Raw genomic sequence first — 19,195 nt, 5'->3', positions numbered from 1 at the left:
CAGGCGCTTTTACCTGTCCCAATATGGTTGTGTGCTACACGCCTCCAGCTACTTTTTGGGAAGTTTTCTGTCCAGCGCTACGAGGTTATTGCAGCGCTTTATACTCATACAAGATGAATCAGGGTAGCGCCGAAGCTGAATTATATCAGCACCTCACGACGAAGACCGTCATTTTTGACTTTTTGCAGACCCAAGTACTCGATGGGCTGTGGTACCAGGATGTGCAGGCCCCTACGCACGAACACGATTGGGTGAGCCCTACCTTCTGGCGCACGCTGGGTTATGAGCCCGAGCAGGTACCTGCTGGCCCTACCCCGTGGCGGGCGACCATGCACCCCGCTGATTTGGCACTGGCCCAACTGCATCTGGAAGCCTGCCTGCAAGACCCCGATCATTCATACGATCATCTGTTGCGGTGCACCCATCGGGATGGCTCCGTGGTGTGGTTGCGCGGCCAGGGCCTGCTGCTGCGCGATGAGCAAGGCACGCCCACACGCCTGCTGGTAGCCCTGCGCAACATCACCAAGGAAAAGCACGCGGAGGCTTATGCCGAGGAAATAGCCAACCACTACGGCCTGATTCTGAGCAATCAGTCGGTCTATATTGTGAAGACCGATACGAAGGGCGACTACACCTACGCCAACGATATCTTTTACGAGCGTTTCGGGTATGGGCAGGATATTATAGGCACTTCTTCGTTGCTCAGCATTATTGAAGAAGACCGCCAGAAATGTCTGGCTATGGTGATGCGGTGCTTCGAGGAGCCCGAGGTAGGCCACCAGGTTATTCTGCGCAAGCTCTCCTCTGATAACACCGTCAAATCGAACCACTGGGAGCTGAAAGGAACGCTCAATGAGCAAGGCCAAGTAGAGGAAATTCTGTGCGTGGGCTACGACGTGACGCTGCTGGTAGAGAACCTGCAAAAGTCTCAGCACCTGCTGGATGTAACCAGCCAACAGAACATCCGGCTGCAAAATTTCGCCTACATCATCTCCCACAACATCCGCTCGCACTCCGCCAACCTCACCTCGCTGGTGCAGCTGCTCACGGAAGCGGAAGACGAGGAGCAGCACGCCATGTTTTTGCAGATGCTCCAAACCAGCACTCAAAAGCTAGCCGAAACCATCGTCAATCTGAGCGATATCGTTGCCGTGAATAGCAACGTCAACAAGCCCAAAGAACGGCGCTTCCTGCGGGCCGAAATCGACAGAACACTGGAAGCGTTGAGCGTGTTGATTCGTCAGCACAAGATAACGATGGACGTGCACGTGCCCGCCGACCTCGCCATTACCGTCGTTCCGGCCTACCTCGATAGTATTCTGCTCAACCTGATCAGCAACGCCGTGAAGTACCGCTCGCCACACCGGCCCGCCGTTATCCGGTTGCACACGTACCAGGAACCGGGTTTCATCGTATTGAAGGTGCAGGACAACGGCCTGGGTATTGATATGGTGAAAAACCGCGCGAAGCTATTTGGCATGTATAAAACCTTCCACGATAATGAAGATGCGCGCGGGGTAGGCTTGTTCATTACCAAAAACCAAATCGAAGCCATGCAGGGCAGCATTGCCGTGGAAAGCGAGGTGGGAGTTGGGTCTACCTTTAAAGTCTATTTCAATGAAAACGCCTAAGCTGGCTTACGTGGTAGAAGATGACCCGATTACTTCCTCCATCACCAAGCTAATTCTGCGGAAGTCGCTGGCCTGTGAGAAGGTGCAAACGTATGCCAACGGTCAGCGGGCCTTTGACCATCTATCTGCGGCGCTTCACAACGGCGCTGATCTGCCCGATCTGATTGTGCTGGACCTGAATATGCCCCTGATGGATGGCTGGGAGTTTTTAGACGCCTTCTCTGGTCTGCCCCTACCCACGAGCGTGTGCGTGTTCATCCTGACCTCCTCCATCCATCCTGATGACATCACGAAAGCGGCGCACTACAAGGAAGTGCACGGCTATTTCTCGAAGCCGCTGGACGACCACAATGTGGAGCGCATGCAGCGGCTATTTCAGACATGCGGCGAGTAACTGCGGCTGATGTTTCGATTCCTCGTCTCTTCCGCTCTCTTTTTCCTACCCTTCCTCTTCCTCACTCGCTATGTCGGTTCGTCACTACCCTGTTTTAGGTGATTACCTGGCGGCCAACCGCCATGCCGCCGCCGAATACGACGATGTAGAGCTGGAGTTGGTAGAAGGCGCCCTACCCCCGCAGCTGGTAGGCACCCTACTGCGCAACGGCAACGGCCGCTTCGAGCACCACGGCGTGCCCTACGAGCATTTGTTTGACGGTGATGGCATGGTGGCGCGCTTTCATTTTGACGGGCAGCGCGTGCGCTACCGCAACCGCCACGTGCAAACCGCCGAGCTGGTGGCCGAAGAAAAGGCTGGGCGCATGCTCTACCGTAGCTTCGGCACCAACCTGCCCGGTGGTTTGCGGGCCAACTTCGGCAAAACGCAATTCAAGAACACCGCCAATACCAGCTTGGTAGCGCACGGCGGCCAGCTACTGGCGCTTTGGGAGGGCGGCCTTCCCCACCGCCTCGACCCCGACACTTTGGATACGTTGGGGCGCTTCGACTACGAGGGCGTGCTGCGCAATCCCTTTTCCTGGCTTGACCGCCGGATTACGCCTGAGCTGCCCTTTTCGGCCCACCCCAAGGTGCACCCTACCACCGGCGTGCTGCACAACTTTGGCACGGTAGCCGGCCGGCAGCATCGGTTGGTGCTGTACGAGGTAAGCCCGGCCGGCCAGGCCCGCATAGCGCACGTGCTGCCTATGCCTGCCGCTACCTTTGCCCATGATTTTGTGCTGACGCAGAGCGGCCACCAGATTTTCTTCCTGACGCCGGTGGCCTTTGATGTGCTGCGGGCGCTTACGGGCCTGGCCTCGCCGGCAGCCTCCATCCGCGTGGGCCGCGACCAACCCACGCAGGTAGTGGTAGTAGCCCCCGATGGCCAAGTGCACCACTTAGCTACGGACTTCGGCTTTGTGTTTCACTTCGTGAATGGTTACCAAGAGGCGGATGGTACGCTGGTGGCCGACGCATTGCTCCTCGAGGACTACCCCGATACGTTGAGCATCAAGGCCTACTTGACTGGCTACCTACCCGATGACCAGTTGCAGGCCCAATTCGTCCGTTTCCGCCTCGACCTCACGCGCGGCACCGTGACGCGTCAGCCGCTATCGGACCACGAAGGCGAGCTACCCGAAATCAACCCCGACCGACTGGGCCAGCCTTACCGCTACACCTGGACCATTGGCCGCCCCCCGCATCACTCGACTCCCCTACTCGACCACCTGATCAAGCTTGATGTGCAAACTGGTGAAGTCCGCTACGCCTACCAGCCGGGCGCGCTGTGCAGCGAGCCGGTGGTAGTGCCCCGGTCGGCAATGCCCGGCCACGCATCGCCGCTCGAAGACGAGGGCCACGTACTCTACCTACGTTTTGATGCTACTAGCAATCGTACGGAGTTGCTGGTGGCCGATGCTGCTACCCTGGCTACTGTAGCCCGCTTGCGGCTGCCACATCATATTCCTTTGGGGTTTCACGGCATATGGCTACCAGCGGCAGAATAGGTCTATACACATTTGCTTCTTGTATTTTTTTATTATCGATGAAATTGTATTTTTCTATCGCATTTCATATTATCCCTACACTTCAGCTTGATTATGGCAATAATATAGTTGAATTTTAGCTTGTGATTCCAGCCGTATAATTTTGCAGCATAAGTAGTATTTTATGAATAATTCTACCCCTAACGCCGGCTTAATCTACGTAATCGAGGACGATAGCACCACCGCCACTATCACCCGAATACTTCTAGAGAAGGCCCTGGTCGGAAGCCGGGTGCAGCTTTATGCCAACGGTCAGCAGGCGCTAGAGCGTTTGACCCTTGCGCGCCAAGCGGGCACGTCTCACCTTCCCAGCCTTATCCTGCTGGATTTGAATATGCCGCTGATGGATGGTTGGGAGTTTCTGGATGCGTGCAATCACCTGACCATGGGCGAGCCAGTCTGCATTATGGTACTGACCTCCTCCATCAATCCGGAAGATCGGGCCAAAGCAGCTTGCTACCAAAACGTAGCCGGCTTCTTCAGCAAGCCACTAGATACAAGCACGATAGAGCGTATCCTGCGCCTGCGGCGGGCTGCTAGCGGGCCTACCCAGCGCACCGCCGCCACCGGCACCGAGGCCCCTCTGCACCACCTCATGTATCAGAGTCGGGCTACGGCCCCTATGGGCGATGCCGAGCTTACGCAGCTGCTTACGCAGTCGCGGGCATTCAACGCAGCCCACGACATAACCGGAATTCTCCTCTACAGCCAGGGCAACATCATCCAGTTGCTGGAAGGCCCTGAACCCAACATACGTACAGTCTTTGCCCGTATTCTGCGTGATGCTCGTCATACCAGCATCATAAAGCTGGCGGACGGCCCCATCAGAAAGCGGTTGTTTGCGCAGTGGACCATGGGATTCCGCACTGCCGCTCCCACTGACTTTGCCAACCTGCTGGGCTATATCAACCCGCAGCACACCGACCGCCTGGCCCCCGCCGACCCCGATCTACAGGAATTACTGGTCGCTTTCGCGGCTGAGTAAGGTACTATTTCCAAAAAATCAACTGTTCTCGGCGGCCTTTATTCGCGCATCAAACCGAAACCCCTCACGCCCTACTATCTGCACCCGACGGAACTCCGGGTGACGGGCATTGAGGATATAGTTGAACTCCTGCGGTACAATGGACGAGGGCACGCGTAGCACGGCCGCACGGCGAGCCGCGTACCACGCCTCGCCCAATGGCTGGCACACGGCGTAGCGACTGGCCTGCTCCCAGTCGGGGGGCAGTTGGGTCAGGGTGATTTCCTCGATCAGCAAATCATCGGGAATATCAATTACAAGCACGCTGAACTGGTCGTTGAGGCCTTCGCCGCCGCGATGCACTACGTTTTCGAGGCAGGCTAGGGCCCGACTGGCAGCGGTGTAGATAACAAAACGGTCTTGGTAGTTCCAACGCGCCCGACGGCCGGAGGCAAACAGGTCGTCGGCGTACTTGGTGAGGCAGATGCGGTAGACGCGCACAGCTTAGCTCAGGTCGCCGTAAGCAATGCGTGTCAGCTCCTCCTCCACCAGATCGATACCGCCGCTGGTTTCGAGCAGGCGCAAGGGTACCTCCTGGTCGAGGCCGTGGGCAGGCTTATCGAGCCAGCGCAGAAAAGCCGCCGCTTCGCCGAATACCTCTACCCCGAGCTGATAGAGCGCAATGATTTTCAGGGTTTTCTCGCTGGCCGTGGCGCTCAGCGGTTTGTTTTCTTGGGAGTAATTGCGCAGCGTTTTGGTAGACAAATCATACACCGCTTCGAGCTGACTGGCGGGCCAATGGTAGGCCTCGGCCACTTCAAAAACCGTAGCGGCCGGAATTCCCTTCCGGGCCGTCATCACCAGGGCGAAGGAATCCTGACTGGTAAGTTTCCAGGCGGCCCACTTCGTAGTGCGGGGCTTCTGATTGGATGAACGGGCGGCGGTAGCAGTCATGGCGCAGAGAGAAATAATTCCCGAAGATGGGAAATATTTCTTAGTAACGTGGAAATATTTCCCATAGTTTCCTACCCTTGTTTTGTTGGGCCTACCCGACCGTCATTCCAAGCTCGTAGAGGACTCTCACGTGCTGATGGGAGATAAGAATTACTAACACGCAAAATTCCTCGGCAAGCTCGGAATGACGGTCAGGCAGGTATTACGCAGATTCGCAAAGTCTCCCCGCCAAACACTTCACGCGCTGTTCACGGAGACGATAGCACCTTAGCTACTGTAGTTCGGCGGTTCCGGCCGTCATCACCCAACTTCCTCCTGATGTCCTTACTCGTGCTTGTACGCCACGGCCAGTCCGTTTCCAACCTGCAAAACGTCTTCACGGGCAGCCTTGATGTAGCCCTGACGCCCAAAGGCGAACAGGAAGCCCAGGAAACCGCTACCAAGCTGCGTGGCTTCCACTTCGATACCGCGTTTTGCTCCGATATGCTTCGCGCCCGGCGCACCCTCGATATTATGCTGCGCCAGCTGGGCCAGGCCGATATCCCTACCCACTACAACGCGGCCCTGAACGAGCGCTACTATGGCAATCTACAAGGCCTCAACAAAGCCGACACCGTGCAGAAATATGGCGAGGAACAGGTAGATCAGTGGCGCCGCAGCTACGACGTGGCCCCACCCGGCGGCGAGAGCCTGCACCAGACCCAGGACCGGGTAGTAGCCTACTATGAGCAGGCCATTGCGCGGTTGCTGCAACAAGGCCAGCACGTGCTGGTGGTAGCGCACGGCAACTCGTTGCGGGCGCTCCGCATGTACCTGGAGCACTTTTCGGCTGAACACGTGAAGGGTTTGGAAATCCCGACCGGCGGCGCCCGCGTCTACGAGCTAGACAACGCGTTGCACATCAAAGAAATGAGCGATTTATAGATTCTAGTTGATCGTGTTAGCCTAAGCCAGCTACTGAACCCAGATTCCTCGCTGCGCTCGGAATAACAGGTTACGGCTCCTACCCTACCACCGCCTGCAAGGGCACGGGGTGTAAAATCAGCCACACCAGTTCGCGCAGGATTTCGCCGTCGCTCATCGAGCCCGAGTCGATGCCTTTGCTCTGGCCGTCGGCGCGGCGGATGAGGTGGATGATGGCGCGGGTACGCTCGGGCGTGAACACCTTAAGGCCGGTTTGGTAGTCTTTGCGGGCAAAGGTGCTTTTCAGGCCCAGGCGCGTCCAGTCGGCATCGGTGGGGTTGGGCAACTGGTGCAAGGCCAGCAGGCGCGAGAAGTAGTTGAACAGCAGCGTGAGGTTGGGAATCAGCGGACTGGCTTTGGGGTTGGCCTCGAAATAGAGTAGGATGCGGTTGGCCTTCAGCACGTCGCGCCGGATAAGGGCGCTTTGCAGCTCGAAGATGTTGTATTCCTTGCTGATACCCACCATCTTCTGCACTAGGTCCTCGTCGATAGGCTGGCCGGCGGGTAGGTTCAGCATCATCTTGTCTACCTCGTTGATCAGCCGGCTCAGGTCGGTGCCGATGTACTCGGCTAGCATAGCCGTGGCCTGGGGCGCAATTTGCTGCCCCTTGCTGCGCACGTAGGCCGTGAGCCAAGCGGGCACCTGGTTGTCGTAGAGGCGGTTGCTGGTGAGCACGGCCGCCTTGGTATCCTTGGCCGCCAGCAGCTTGCCCAGCTTCTTGCGCGAGTCGAGCGTTTTGTGCTTGTAGCAGAGCACCAACACCGTGCTGGCCAACGGATTTTTGAGGTAGGCTTCCAGAAACGGCCACGCCTTTTCACTTTCCAGATCGGCTACGGCCTGCGCTTCTTTTACGATGACAACCGAGCGCTCAGCCATCATGGGGAAACGCCGTGCTTGGTTCAGAATGCCCGCCACATCGGTATCCTTCCCATACAGTATCACTTGGTTGAACCCTCGCTCGTGCTCAGCCAAGGCGGTCTGCTCGATGATATCGGCTACGTGGTCGATGTAGTACGGCTCCTCGCCCTGCAACACGTACACGGGCTGAAACTGCCGCTGGCGCAGCTGCGCAAGAAGTTCGTCGGCGGAGAAAGTCAAGGGTGAAATTGTGAAAGGTGAAGTGGTGCAGCGGTGGCGCACGAAAACGCGCCAACACAGCAACAGCAGACGATGCACTAGCAAAGGTACCATTGTGCTTTCTACCTTTGCGCTATTCGTTGCGGAGCGTTTGCGCTTCACAACTTCACAACTTCATAGCTTCACTCTTGAATTTAATAGAAGAACTACGCTGGCGCGGCATGTTTCATGATATGATGCCCGGCACCGAGGAGCACCTGAGCACCGGCCAGCCCGTGACGGGCTACATTGGATTCGATCCTACGGCGCCCTCGTTGCACATTGGCAACCTGGCTACTATTATGCTGCTGGTGCACTTGCAGCGTACCGGTCACCGCCCCGTGGCGCTGGTAGGCGGCGCCACCGGCATGATTGGCGACCCTTCGGGCAAATCGGCCGAGCGTAATCTGTTAGACGAGACCACCCTACGCGCCAACCAAGCCGGCATCCGGGCACAGTTAGAGAAGTTCCTCGACTTTTCGGAAGGCCCTACCGGTGCCCGCGTGGTGAATAACTACGACTGGTTCAAGGAAATCGGTTTCCTGCAATTCCTGCGCGACGTGGGCAAGCACCTCACGGTGAACTACATGATGGCCAAGGATTCGGTGAAGCGCCGTATCAGCGGCAATGAGGAAAGTGGTGCCGAAGGCTTGAGCTACACCGAGTTCAGCTACCAACTGTTGCAAGGCTACGACTTTTTCCACCTCTACGACACCCTGGGCACTACCCTGCAAATGGGCGCTTCGGACCAGTGGGGCAACATCACGACGGGTACTGAGCTTATCCGGCGCCTTACCAATGGTGAAGGCAAGGCCTTTGCTCTCACCGGCCAGCTCATCACCAAGGCCGATGGCACCAAGTACGGCAAGAGCGAAACCGGCACGGTGTGGCTCGACCCTACCATGACCTCGCCCTACCAGTTCTACCAGTTCTTTCTAAACTCCGCCGATGCCGACGCGCCGCGTCTCATCCGCGTGTTTACGCTGCTGAGCCAGGAAGAAATTGAAGCCTTGGAAGCCGAGCACGCCCAGGCCCCGCACCTGCGGACCTTGCAAAAAGCTCTGGCCAAAGCCGTGACCATCCGGGTGCATTCCGAAGCGGCCTACGAAGCAGCCCTGTCGGCCTCGCAAGTCCTATTTGGCGGTGGCGACCTACACTCCCTCGACGAGCCTACCCTACTCGACGTATTTGCCGGTGTACCTCACTTAGAGGTAGAGCGCGCCCAACTCCCTACCCTCACGGCCACCGATCTGCTGAGCGTGGCTACCAACGGGCAGGTATTTCCGTCCAAAGGTGAGGCCCGCAAGATGATTCAGCAGGGCGGTGTGAGCCTGAACCGCCAGAAGGTAGGCGCCCCCGAGCAGCCCGCCGCCGACGTACCGTTGCTACTGGATAAATACCTGGTAGCCCAGAAAGGCAAGAAGAACTACTACCTTCTCAAGATCGTCTGAACCACGGATTCGCTCGGATTGGGCGAATTTCGCGGATTCTGTGGACGGTAGCAGAATTGCCCTACGGCAGCCCTCCTTCTTCCCTGTATCATCCTTTCTACCTTCATACGCAAAAGAGCCCGGCTTTTCAGCCGGGCTCTTTTGTTAATCGTCCACAAAATCCGACGAATCCGAAAGATTCGTCTTAATCCGTGATTACTTTTTCTTGGCTGGAGCGGCTTTCTTAGCGGCGGGAGCAGGAGCAGCTTTGGTTTCCGTAGCCGAGTTTTTGGCGTTCTGCACTTCTGTGCGGATTTCCTGGGCCAGGTTCTTCAGCTCCTGCATGCCTTTGCGCACGCGAGTACCAGCGGCCGAGTTTTGCTTGTCGTAGAACTTTTCGAAGTCGCCTTCCAGAGACATCACCAGGTCCTTCAATTTGCTGAAATTGCTCATTTGAGAGAGGTTTTAGGGGTGTGGAATATATTGATTGAACGGCCCTAATATACAGGGATTTCAAATACAAGCAACACCTCACTTTTTTTTCAAAAGGCCCTTTGGCGCCTCACAAGGGCTTTTTCTTCTAATTTCCCTTCTTATTTACAGCATTCGCCGCCATCACACACATTAGATTAATGCAAAAAACTAGGCCCTCAAATCAGCTGATTCGAGGGCCTAACTGCCTTAGCACAACCGTAGCAGAGACTATTCGGCCGGAACTTGCGATTTCGAATAAAGGCCTTTATCCAGCTTTTCAGCCATGGCTTCAAATGCACGAATGGTTTCGTCTACATCGGCCAACGTGTGCATGGCCGTCGGAATCAGGCGTAGCATGATCACACCTTTGGGCACCACCGGATACACCACAATAGAGCAGAAAATACCGTAATTCTCTCGTAGATCGAAGGTTATCTGCGTTGCATCGGATATTTCACCGTTCAGGAACACGGGCGTTACTGGCGACTGGGTTGTACCCAGGTTGAAGCCTTTTTCGCGCAAGCCGGTTTGCAGAGCGCGTACCACGGTCCAGAGGTTGTCTTTCAACTCGGGCTTGGTACGCAGCAGCTCCAGGCGCTTCAGCGCGCCTACTACTAGCGGCATAGGGAGCGATTTGGCGAAAATCTGGCTCCGCATGTTGTAGCGCAAATATTCAATTACCGTTTCCTCGCCACCCACGAAGGCACCAATGCTAGCCATAGACTTCGCAAACGTCGAAAAATATAGGTCGATGCCGTCTTGTACGCCCTGTTCTTCGCCTGTACCGGCGCCCGTAGCGCCCATGGTACCGAAGCCGTGGGCATCATCTACGAACAGACGGAACTCATATTTTTCCTTCAGGGCAATGATTTCTTGCAGCTTGCCCATGTTGCCCGACATGCCAAATACGCCTTCGGTGATTACCAGGATGCCGCCACCGGTTTCGTCGGTCAAGCGCTTGGCGCGCTCCAGCTGCTTTTCCAGGTTTTCGATGTTGTTGTGCGGGTATACAAAGCGCTTCCCCTGGTGCAGGCGCACGCCATCAATAATGCAAGCGTGCGACTCTGCGTCGTATACAATAGCATCGTGGCGGTTCACAATGGCGTCGATAATCGACACCACGCCCTGGTAGCCGAAGTTGAGCAACATCACGTCGGGCTTCTTGATGAAGTCGGCCAGCTCGCTCTCCAGCTGCTCGTGCAGGTTGGAGTTGCCGCTCATGATGCGCGCCCCCATAGGCAGAGCCATGCCGTACTGGGCGGCCCCATCCACGTCGGCCTGACGGACTTCGGGGTGGTTGGCTAGGCCCAGGTAGTTGTTCAGGCTCCAGGTGAGCACCTCCTTACCGCGAAAAATCATGCGGGGCTTGATTTCGCCTTCCAGTTTGGGAAATGTGAAATAGCCGTGCGCATAGTGCGAGTGGCTGCCCAGCGGGCCGCGGTTGGCGGCTATCTTGTTGAAAAGATCCACGAAGGAACAGGTTTAATGTGGGAAATACAGACGGGTAGTGCTAGTGCAGAACACGCCTAAGAAGACAAAGTTAACTAAAAAGCAAAAGTAGGGGCCCGCCCGGTGGCGTCCAACTGATTTTCGTTAGGTGCGCTTGCTTTTTTGGGTAGGCAGAAAAGCTGTTTCTTTGGTGTAAACTGCGCTCCTCCTCTGCTATCCTGAGCTTGCGAAGGACCTTATGCCAGCCAACGACTTATCCTGACGTGAGAAGGTCCTTCGCAAGCTCAGGATGACAGATACTTCTACTTCACTGCCCTCTACCCCACCCCACATGAAAGAAATCAAGAAGCTTTTGGTAGCTAATCGCGGCGAAATTGCCCTGCGCGTGCTGCGCTCAGCCAAGGAAATGGGCCTGCAAACCGTGGCTATCTACTCCGAAGCCGACCGCCACGCCCTGCACGTGCGCTACGCCGATGAAGCCGTGTGCGTGGGTCCGCCTACCTCCGCCGAAAGCTACCTGCGCGGCGACAAGATTCTGGCCGTGTGCCGCGAGTTGGGCGTCGATGCGATTCATCCTGGCTACGGTTTCCTGAGCGAAAATGCCGCCTTTGCCCGCATGGTGCGGGAGGCAGGGTTGATTTTCGTGGGGCCGTCGCCGGAAGCCATGGAGATGATGGGCGACAAGCTTTCGGCCAAGCAGGCGGCTAAGGCCTACAATATTCCGCTGGTGCCGGGCACTGAGGAAGCCATTACGGACGTGGCCGCTGCCCGGCAGATTGCCACGGAGGTAGGCTTTCCCATCCTCATCAAAGCCTCGGCCGGCGGGGGCGGCAAGGGCATGCGCGTGGTGAACTCGGCCGATGAATTTGCCGAGCAAATGCAACTGGCCGTGTCGGAGGCTACCTCAGCCTTTGGCGATGGCGCGGTGTTTATCGAGAAATACATTGGCGCGCCCCGCCACATCGAGATTCAGGTACTGGGCGATGAGCACGGCAATATTGTGCACCTGTTTGAGCGCGAATGCTCCATTCAGCGCCGTCACCAGAAGGTGATTGAGGAGGCGCCGTCCTCGGTGCTTACGCCCGAGCTGCGCACCGCCATGGGTAGGACGGCCGTGGAGGTAGCCCGCGCCTGCCAGTACACGGGCGCCGGCACAGTGGAGTTTTTGCTCGATGAGCAGCACAACTTCTACTTTCTGGAAATGAACACCCGCTTGCAGGTAGAGCACCCCGTTACGGAGTTAATCACGGGCCTCGACCTAGTGAAAGAGCAAATCAAGGTAGCGCGGGGTGAGAAGCTGAGTTTCGGGCAGGACGACCTGCATATCACTGGCCACGCCCTGGAATTGCGCGTGTACGCCGAAGATCCGCAGAACAACTTCCTACCTGACATCGGCACGCTTACTACCTATGTGCGCCCGCAAGGCCCCGGCGTGCGCGTCGACGACGGTTTTGAGCAGGGCATGGACATCCCGATCTACTACGACCCAATGATTGCCAAGCTCATCACCTACGGCCACAACCGCCAGGAGGCCATCGAGCGGATGCTGCGCGCCATTGCCGAATACCAGATTACCGGCATCGCAACCACGCTAAAATTTGGCACCTATGTGCTGCAGCATCCCGCTTTTGTCTCGGGGGATTTTGACACCAACTTCATCCGCGACCATTTCCCTTCTGACGCCCTCACGCCCCCTACCCCCAATGAGGACACAGCCAAGGTAGCAGCCGTGCTAGCCGCCATGCTATTGGAAACCCGAAAGCCGCAGGCAGCTCCAGCAACTGAAGCAAGCAGCGCGGGAGTTTCGGGCTGGCGGCAAAATCGATTAGGCGGACGGTAGCACACTGCGTACCTATTGCTGTATCATCCTCATGTCGCGCTGCGGAGGCGCATGTAGTATTTAAAGACAAGTAAATCAATACGTTTCTCTGCCCTACCCTTATGACTACCTCACTGCCACACAATCTGTTTGTGCACCACGTGCTGTTTTACATGCCCGAAACAGCCACCGACGCTGACAAAGCGAAACTACTGGAAGGTCTCCATCTACTCCAGCAGATTCCGTCCGTCAAACTAGCGCACATTGGTACCCCAGCGGCCACCAATCGTGCCGTTATTGAGCGCAGCTACACCTATTCCTGGCTATGCTTCTTTGAGAATGCCGAGGCCGAAGCGGACTACCAGCAGCACCCACTACACGATAAGTTCCGGGAACAATATGCCCATTACTGGGAGAAGGTAGTGATTTATGATTCGGTGGGATCAGCGCAGGGAGAACTATAGTGTATTCATCTTCTCTTACTAACTAATCGTAATACTGATAGAAAGGAGCCGTGCTCGTGACCATTCTGTTGGCACACGGCACGGCTTTCCATATTAGTAGCGCCATATAGAACACAGGTGGAACTTCAGGAAAAGTACTTTTCCTGAAGTTCCACCTGTGTTCTATATGGCGCTACTTAAGACATAAGATAATAAGGAGCGAACATCATTGAACATGCTATTCATCTGATAGGTCATCAAGAACAACCCTATATAAAATAGACCTGGGTGCTGCTGCTGCCACGTCAGTATAGGTATATAGAATACACGCCGTATATACGGTAAGTTAGCTATACATGCAGCAACAATACCTACCAATGCTCCTACTACTATATCACTAGGATAATGATAGCCTAGAAAGACACGTGGGAAACAAATCATCGACAACGTGTAGAGTACTGCTAGAGTACCTAACCAACGGGAAAGAAAGAAAAAGCCTATAGATAGCGCAAAAAACATAGTCGCATGGTCACTTGGAAATGAAGTTCTAGTATCCAGATTTGCTAGCTGCTCAATAGGCGCCATTAAATGCAACTCGGTAGTGTAGAGTGGACGATTGCGAAAAGGTAACACATGCGTGAGCATGCGGGTAGCAAACATGCCTACCAAGCTTCCAATCAGTATACCTATAATGATCAGCCGAGTGCGCTTACTTGCTGCTACGGTATCGTCTTTAAACCAAAGCCACCAGATAGCCATCATAAACAGCCCACACTTGACCAAATTATTGCCACTGACAAATAAACTAAAGGAACTCCACGAAGGGGAATCAACAGCAAGTTTGTTTAAACCTACTAAAATCTGTGTGTCTATGTTTAACAACATACGGTTGAGATATATGTGAATTACACGATGCAATAAATGACAAAAAATAAAAAAATAATAATTAGGTAATTTGTTCGTCACTAACTTCCAAAAACTTCTTTTAAACAGGCAAAAACCTTTTCAACATTACATTACTTAATTTTATCCTATTTCATCTAGTACATAAAAACAGCATGCATTACATTTATTCAATTATAGATTAACTCAAATATGCTCCAACTAAGCGTCCAAATTAAGTATAGATATCCGTAGGTAAACGCTCGTGTATAGACACGAAGAATCCACTGTTGAGTGGACTATGATTTGATTGAAACTTTGTTCAAGCTGCAGTAACCACTGTACGATATGATGACCTACAGGAATGCGTTTGCGTAGCAAACGCTCTCTCAACTCGATTAAGGTTGACAGATGCACAGCTAAGTATTTGGGTAGGCGCTTCGCCACTCTGCCAGTAGAACCAGCAGCGTTGGGTCAGTAACAGGAATCTTGGGTAGCAGCAAACGGTGCCGTTGCGCTTGCAAATAGTCTAACAGCCAATAAAATTCCTCTGGCTCTGGCTCGGCAAACGCCATAGCCCACCCGGCAAACACCCGTTGCGACTGCACGGCACGGTATAAGGTCGTGATCTGCTGGTGCCGTGCGTCTTTTTGGATTTGTGCGTAAAGAGGCTCTACAACATCTTCACTTCCTTCCAAAAACTGAACGAAGTAGCCGTCGTGGTAAAAAAGCAGGCCTGTAATGCCGTGCTGCTGATTGTAGCTCCGCGCTTGTTCCAATAAATCAATCAGCTCTGCTTCGGAGAAGGATTGTCGTGCCCGACTCCGATACAACAGCTGCACAATAGGCGCTGCAGGCAGCCTGTGCTGCGTATTAGCACTTGATGATGCCGTTGCAACCAGGTATTCGGGCAACTCAGGAAGCGGCAACGCGGCTGTAGCAGCAGCCAAACGCAAGAGCGCGTGGTGACGCTGCGAAATAGTTAACGGTGATTCCACTCGCCCATGTACGTAACCAGCACTGCGAAAGTGGTTTTCCCTCGTTTTTTCTTCCGCACAGTTACATCATATTGTCTCATTTTTAAATAGATACGGATAGAAAAAAGCCCTTAAACTCCTACCAAACAGAGCATGAGCAAGGGTCGGCACGGCTATCAGTGCGTGCTATATACTGTACAATAAGCCATCTGTTTCTGTTGGCCGGGGTGGGCGCTTACGGGCCGGCGTATTCTGGACGGGTAGCACTAGCACCGGCACGGGACTGTGCAAAAGCAGCTGCGCTGTCACGCTACGATGAAACAGCTCGCCCCAAACGCTGCGCGGCCGGGCCAGCACCACCAGCAAGTCGGCGCGCTGCTCTGCCACGGCCTGTAGAAGGCCCTGCAAGGGGCTCGCGTGGCAGATGTGGTTGGCCGAAACTCGCGGCAAATCACGCGTCAGTCCTGCGCCAGCAACCGTTTCGTAGGCTTGCGCCGCCGTGTGATGGGTTGCCGATTCGGTCACGTGTACCAGGGTAACGGGCGTGTGGAGGGCCGCCAGCACGTGACGTAGAGCGTCGCCGTGCTCGTCCACCCCAAATTCCCCGCCGTCGGCAGCAAGCAGTACGTGCCGCGGAGCTGTCATTTTGGTTGTAGCCGGCGGCACTACCAGCAGGGGGAAGCTGCTGCTACGCAATAGTTGCAAGGCAGTGGTCGTGGCCAATTCATCGGGTATGTTTTCTGCATCCGGACGACTGAGCACCACCAGCAGCGGGTGGTAGCGCCGTATAGCATCGGCTACCACATCCGGCAGCAGACCCTGGCCTACCTCGGCTAAGGCTGGCACAGGTAGTTGACGCACCAAGCTATGCAATGCCCGCATGGTTACCTCATAGCTCTCTCCAGAAAGCTTCCCTATGAACCGCTCCGGGTCGAGTAGTGAATCACGGTGCACGTGTAGTACAACTAGTTGCGCCTCCAACAGATGGGCAAAATTCACGGCTACTTTCAGCGACCGGTTGGCCCCTGCAGAAAAGTCAGTTAGTACAAGCAGGGTAGGACACATGGCGATATAGGCTAAGCGGATACGAATTTTTCAACTGATTTACAGCCTGTTATGACTGCATCAGTAATCCGACAAAACATTTATTTCAGCTGAATCTGGCTGACGCTATAGTCCTTCCCTTGAGGTAGTTGTGGACAGGTCCTACAGAGTAAGCGGCCTAAAGATTCTAGGATATCGGTTCGTTTTCACTGACGTAGATCATCTATTGACCTGACAATTATCAGTGAGGTTCGCTCAGTGTTGGTGAGACGCACATGTACTGGAAAATGATGACCGCAGTATAGGTCATAGCCAGCAACTACTTCACGGAATTCAGGATACATCCCGCGTTCACAAGAACCTACCCCATGTCACGTAGAAGCAAGATGGTAGTCAGCAGTATTGTAATCTGAAATTGATTGGCCGTTTACTTAACAGCTAGAAGTTGATTGCAACCTATTGGATTGTCAGGCTACTCCTGTGTAAGTATTTACAGCCACTTATACGCAGTTGAACTGCGAAAGCCGAATAAAAGCAGCAACATATCCTTCCTTACTTCTTCAGAATAGCAAAAACTGAAGCCGTTTTGTGTATCTGCTAGTTGCATCTACCCTATATAATGAAAGCTATAAACCGTTTGCTCCTTCTCCTACTACTATGTTCTTTCGCGCAAGGCTATGCGCAAACTACTGCCGAACGGGTGCTTACCTCAAAGAAAACGCAGTTATAGTCAGTAATGTAGAACAAAGCAATGAAGACTACACAGACTTAGCCCCTTTGAAACAAAGTCTACAGGGCGTGACAATTGTCGGGTTAGGAGAGCAGAGCCATCACGATGGCAGCACCTTCAAGGCTAAGACTAGGCTCGTTAAATTTCTGCACCAGCAAATGGGCTTTTGCGTCATTGCCTTTGAGAGAGGCTTTTATGATTGCTACAAGGCCTGGCAAGAAATACAGACGGGCAAAACGGCCATAGATGCCGCCAGGAAGTCTATCTACCTCGCAACAGCCAACAAATAGAAAATCTACTCCTTAACGAGCTTTTTGCGTCTAAAAGTGGATTACCTGTTCACCGATACAACTTAGATTAAATCGCCTAACTCCCGCACTCCCAGTGTCCGTTGCTTCGTAAATCCTTCCCCAAACTCTACCCCTATCATGTGGCCGAACTCGCGGGCACGGGCTTCCATAAACTTGCTAAACTCCAATGACGAGAGGTAGGTGCTGGGCGCATCCAAGTCGGGGTTGAAGAATTGCGTTTTATAGGCTAGGATAGACGCCCACTTTTTTTCCCAGTGCGGGGTGATGTCCACCACAAAATCGGGCACGATGGGGCGGTCCTGAATGAAATGGTATACATGTGCAGGCCGCCACGCGGCCTGGGCCTGGCCAGCCTCGTCCAATGTTTCGATCATCCGCAAGCCAGCCAGAAAGCAGGCATCCGTGATAAGTTGGGCTGCGCGGCCGTGGTCGGGGTGGCGGTCCATGATGGCATTGCACAGCACCACATCGGGCCGGTGGCGGCGCAACGCGGCTATAATGGGTAGCTGATGCTCCCGATCGTTGCGGAAAAAGCCGTCGGGTAGGCCCAGGTTTTCGCGCACCGATAGGCCCAGAATCTGGCTGGCCTCGGCGGCTTCGGCAGCCCGGGTTTCAGGCGTACCGCGCGTACCTAGCTCTCCGCGCGTGAGGTCTACAACTCCAATTTTCTTTCCTACCGCCGTAGCCGCCAGCAACGTGCCGGCACAAGACATTTCTACGTCGTCCGGATGGGCCGCAATGGCCAGAATATCAAGCTTCATTTTTCAGAATCTAGGGACATGGGGGATTTTAAGGATGTACTCGGGATACAGCTTCTGGGATTAGTCTATCCAAAATCTTAAATCTTTATTCCCAAAGCCCCCAAGCCTATTTTATCCGCAGCGTACGGCCCGGACGAAGGATACCTATATTACCATTTAAACGACGTATCTGTGCCTGCGATACGCCATATTTCTGCGCAATTCCCGAAACCGTGTCACCCGACCGGATGCGGTGCGTAACCGTACGTCGGGCCGATGAGGCACCTCGGCTCCCGCTCCTACTCGACGAAGACCGGCTACTCAGCGCACGGCTATAGTAGTTGAACAGGGCCGAGGTGATCTGGAAATTATCACTCCACAGCTTATAGTCCGGGAAATCATACATCCGGGATGGGTCGATGGGGTTGCCCTCGTAGCGTACCTCAAAGTGCAAGTGCGAGCCGGTGCTACGCCCCGTGCTACCACCCAGGCCAATTACCTCTCCGGCCTTTACAAAGGTACCCACAGGTAGGAGCGACTTACTCAGGTGACCGTAAAGCGTTTCTACCCCGTTGTAGTGCCGCACCAGCAAGTAGTTGCCGTAGCCTGAGCCATCCCACTTCGAAATGCGAATTACCCCATCGAAAGCGGCGCGCACGGAGTCGCCAGTTTCCAGGTCCAGGTCTACCCCATAGTGCCAGCGGCCATTCCGAAACTTGAAGGCCGAGGTGATGGGCGTCGTTTCCAGCGGCATGCGGGCAAAGCGTTGCCGAGGCACGTCGGTGAGTTGCAGGTTGAGTGTATCCTTAATCCGGCGTCCATCCACCCGGTAGGGGTTGATGTTGCGCGTATCCCAGATAGCGTAGTAGCCCGCTACTTTAATCCAGGTGCTGTCAATCAACACTTCCTCCGACGTTTCCACAATCTGCTGCTCTCCTTCGTTCAGGGAGGTGGTATCCTCGTTGACGATGGAGAGCTTCTTGGCGGGGTTGAAGAGAATGGATTTGGCAGCCTCCGAATTTTCGTCGGGCAGGTCTTCCGTTTCGACCGTTACTTTGGTCTTCGGCGTAACTTTTTTGATGGTAGGCGATTTGATTTGGAAAAAATCACGCCGCTTCGTAGTGCTGGTTTTGGGTTTGGTTGTCCGTCGACGTTGCGCCAACCCTTGTTCGGGCAACGCAAGCAGAAACACTGCCAGCACCGGCCACAACCAGGTTTTTATCAGATGAAGCAAGAGAAAACAATGAAATGGTGAAAATAGTGAGATAGTGAAATGGTGAGATAG

General features: G+C 54.6%; 18 protein-coding genes and 1 pseudogene. 9 read left to right on the top strand and 10 right to left on the bottom strand.

Annotated features, from left to right (window positions below; genetic code table 11):
* The first annotated feature begins 113 nt into the window (after positions 1–113).
* The 4 genes from KYK14_RS14495 (at position 114) to KYK14_RS14480 (ending at position 4,598) form a co-directional block, all read left to right on the top strand.
* Complete coding sequence (locus KYK14_RS14495; protein ID WP_219159774.1) at positions 114–1,631, top strand: sensor histidine kinase; 1,518 nt, start codon at positions 114–116, stop codon at positions 1,629–1,631.
* Positions 1,618–2,025: a response regulator gene (locus KYK14_RS14490; protein WP_185283638.1), complete on the top strand. Its 408-nt coding sequence runs from the start codon at positions 1,618–1,620 to the stop codon at positions 2,023–2,025. The genes KYK14_RS14495 and KYK14_RS14490 overlap by 14 nt, the downstream gene beginning before the upstream one ends.
* A gap of 70 nt (positions 2,026–2,095) precedes the next feature.
* Entirely contained in the window at positions 2,096–3,574 is a 1,479-nt protein-coding gene (locus KYK14_RS14485) for a carotenoid oxygenase family protein (RefSeq protein ID WP_219159772.1), read from the top strand.
* Between the two features lie 163 nt (positions 3,575–3,737).
* Positions 3,738–4,598 carry a BLUF domain-containing protein gene (locus KYK14_RS14480; RefSeq protein WP_219159770.1) on the top strand — a complete coding sequence of 287 codons (861 nt, stop codon included), beginning with the start codon at positions 3,738–3,740 and terminating at the stop codon, positions 4,596–4,598.
* Between the two features lie 18 nt (positions 4,599–4,616).
* On the opposite strand, the gene KYK14_RS14475 is transcribed toward KYK14_RS14480, so the two are convergent.
* Positions 4,617–5,078 carry an RES family NAD+ phosphorylase gene (locus KYK14_RS14475; RefSeq protein WP_219159768.1) on the bottom strand — a complete coding sequence of 154 codons (462 nt, stop codon included), beginning with the start codon at positions 5,076–5,078 and terminating at the stop codon, positions 4,617–4,619.
* A gap of 3 nt (positions 5,079–5,081) precedes the next feature.
* Positions 5,082–5,531, bottom strand: coding sequence for a type II RES/Xre toxin-antitoxin system antitoxin (gene parS / locus KYK14_RS14470; protein ID WP_185283634.1), 450 nt, complete (start codon positions 5,529–5,531; stop codon positions 5,082–5,084).
* Between the two features lie 318 nt (positions 5,532–5,849).
* Between parS and KYK14_RS14465 the strand changes: the two genes are divergently transcribed.
* Positions 5,850–6,455: a 2,3-bisphosphoglycerate-dependent phosphoglycerate mutase gene (locus tag KYK14_RS14465; RefSeq protein WP_219159766.1), complete on the top strand. Its 606-nt coding sequence runs from the start codon at positions 5,850–5,852 to the stop codon at positions 6,453–6,455.
* A 79-nt stretch (positions 6,456–6,534) separates the two neighbouring features.
* Here the strand turns inward: KYK14_RS14465 and holA are convergent, their stop codons facing one another.
* The gene (holA, locus tag KYK14_RS14460) at positions 6,535–7,593 is read right to left on the bottom strand and encodes a DNA polymerase III subunit delta (RefSeq protein WP_246601858.1); all 1,059 of its coding nucleotides are present in this window, start codon (positions 7,591–7,593) and stop codon (positions 6,535–6,537) included.
* Between the two features lie 167 nt (positions 7,594–7,760).
* Between holA and tyrS the strand changes: the two genes are divergently transcribed.
* Complete coding sequence (tyrS, locus tag KYK14_RS14455; RefSeq protein WP_219159763.1) at positions 7,761–9,062, top strand: tyrosine--tRNA ligase; 1,302 nt, start codon at positions 7,761–7,763, stop codon at positions 9,060–9,062.
* A gap of 258 nt (positions 9,063–9,320) precedes the next feature.
* Here tyrS and KYK14_RS14450 read toward each other — a convergent pair.
* Positions 9,321–9,494, bottom strand: a pseudogene (locus KYK14_RS14450) (histone H1); the annotation flags it as partial.
* Positions 9,495–9,743: 249 nt separating this feature from the next.
* Complete coding sequence (locus KYK14_RS14445; protein WP_208306342.1) at positions 9,744–10,985, bottom strand: aminotransferase class I/II-fold pyridoxal phosphate-dependent enzyme; 1,242 nt, start codon at positions 10,983–10,985, stop codon at positions 9,744–9,746.
* A gap of 310 nt (positions 10,986–11,295) precedes the next feature.
* Between KYK14_RS14445 and accC the strand changes: the two genes are divergently transcribed.
* The gene (gene accC / locus KYK14_RS14440) at positions 11,296–12,804 is read left to right on the top strand and encodes an acetyl-CoA carboxylase biotin carboxylase subunit (RefSeq protein ID WP_219159784.1); all 1,509 of its coding nucleotides are present in this window, start codon (positions 11,296–11,298) and stop codon (positions 12,802–12,804) included.
* A 101-nt stretch (positions 12,805–12,905) separates the two neighbouring features.
* On the top strand, positions 12,906–13,247 hold the full coding sequence (locus tag KYK14_RS14435; protein WP_219159761.1) for a Dabb family protein: 342 nt from the start codon (positions 12,906–12,908) through the stop codon (positions 13,245–13,247).
* Positions 13,248–13,409: 162 nt separating this feature from the next.
* Here the strand turns inward: KYK14_RS14435 and KYK14_RS14430 are convergent, their stop codons facing one another.
* From KYK14_RS14430 to KYK14_RS14420, 3 genes are all read right to left on the bottom strand, one after another.
* On the bottom strand, positions 13,410–14,111 hold the full coding sequence (locus KYK14_RS14430) for a phosphatase PAP2 family protein (RefSeq protein ID WP_219159759.1): 702 nt from the start codon (positions 14,109–14,111) through the stop codon (positions 13,410–13,412).
* 416 nt (positions 14,112–14,527) lie between these two features.
* Positions 14,528–15,064, bottom strand: coding sequence for a BLUF domain-containing protein (locus KYK14_RS14425; RefSeq protein WP_219159757.1), 537 nt, complete (start codon positions 15,062–15,064; stop codon positions 14,528–14,530).
* A 207-nt stretch (positions 15,065–15,271) separates the two neighbouring features.
* Complete coding sequence (locus KYK14_RS14420) at positions 15,272–16,150, bottom strand: universal stress protein (protein WP_219159755.1); 879 nt, start codon at positions 16,148–16,150, stop codon at positions 15,272–15,274.
* Between the two features lie 636 nt (positions 16,151–16,786).
* Here KYK14_RS14420 and KYK14_RS14415 point away from each other — a divergent pair.
* The gene (locus KYK14_RS14415) at positions 16,787–17,149 is read left to right on the top strand and encodes a hypothetical protein (RefSeq protein ID WP_219159753.1); all 363 of its coding nucleotides are present in this window, start codon (positions 16,787–16,789) and stop codon (positions 17,147–17,149) included.
* Positions 17,150–17,211: 62 nt separating this feature from the next.
* Here the strand turns inward: KYK14_RS14415 and bshB1 are convergent, their stop codons facing one another.
* A complete protein-coding gene (bshB1, locus tag KYK14_RS14410) occupies positions 17,212–17,931 on the bottom strand; it encodes a bacillithiol biosynthesis deacetylase BshB1 (protein ID WP_219159751.1) in 720 nt (239 codons plus the stop codon).
* Positions 17,932–18,037: 106 nt separating this feature from the next.
* A complete protein-coding gene (locus KYK14_RS22350) occupies positions 18,038–19,144 on the bottom strand; it encodes a peptidoglycan DD-metalloendopeptidase family protein (protein WP_281421349.1) in 1,107 nt (368 codons plus the stop codon).
* Between the last annotated feature and the right edge of the window lie 51 nt (positions 19,145–19,195).

The organism is Hymenobacter profundi (assembly GCF_019334315.1).
In the GTDB taxonomy this organism is placed as follows: domain Bacteria; phylum Bacteroidota; class Bacteroidia; order Cytophagales; family Hymenobacteraceae; genus Hymenobacter; species Hymenobacter profundi.
Note: the sequence above shows the minus strand (reverse complement) of the source record. Positions and strands in the feature narration are given on the sequence as shown.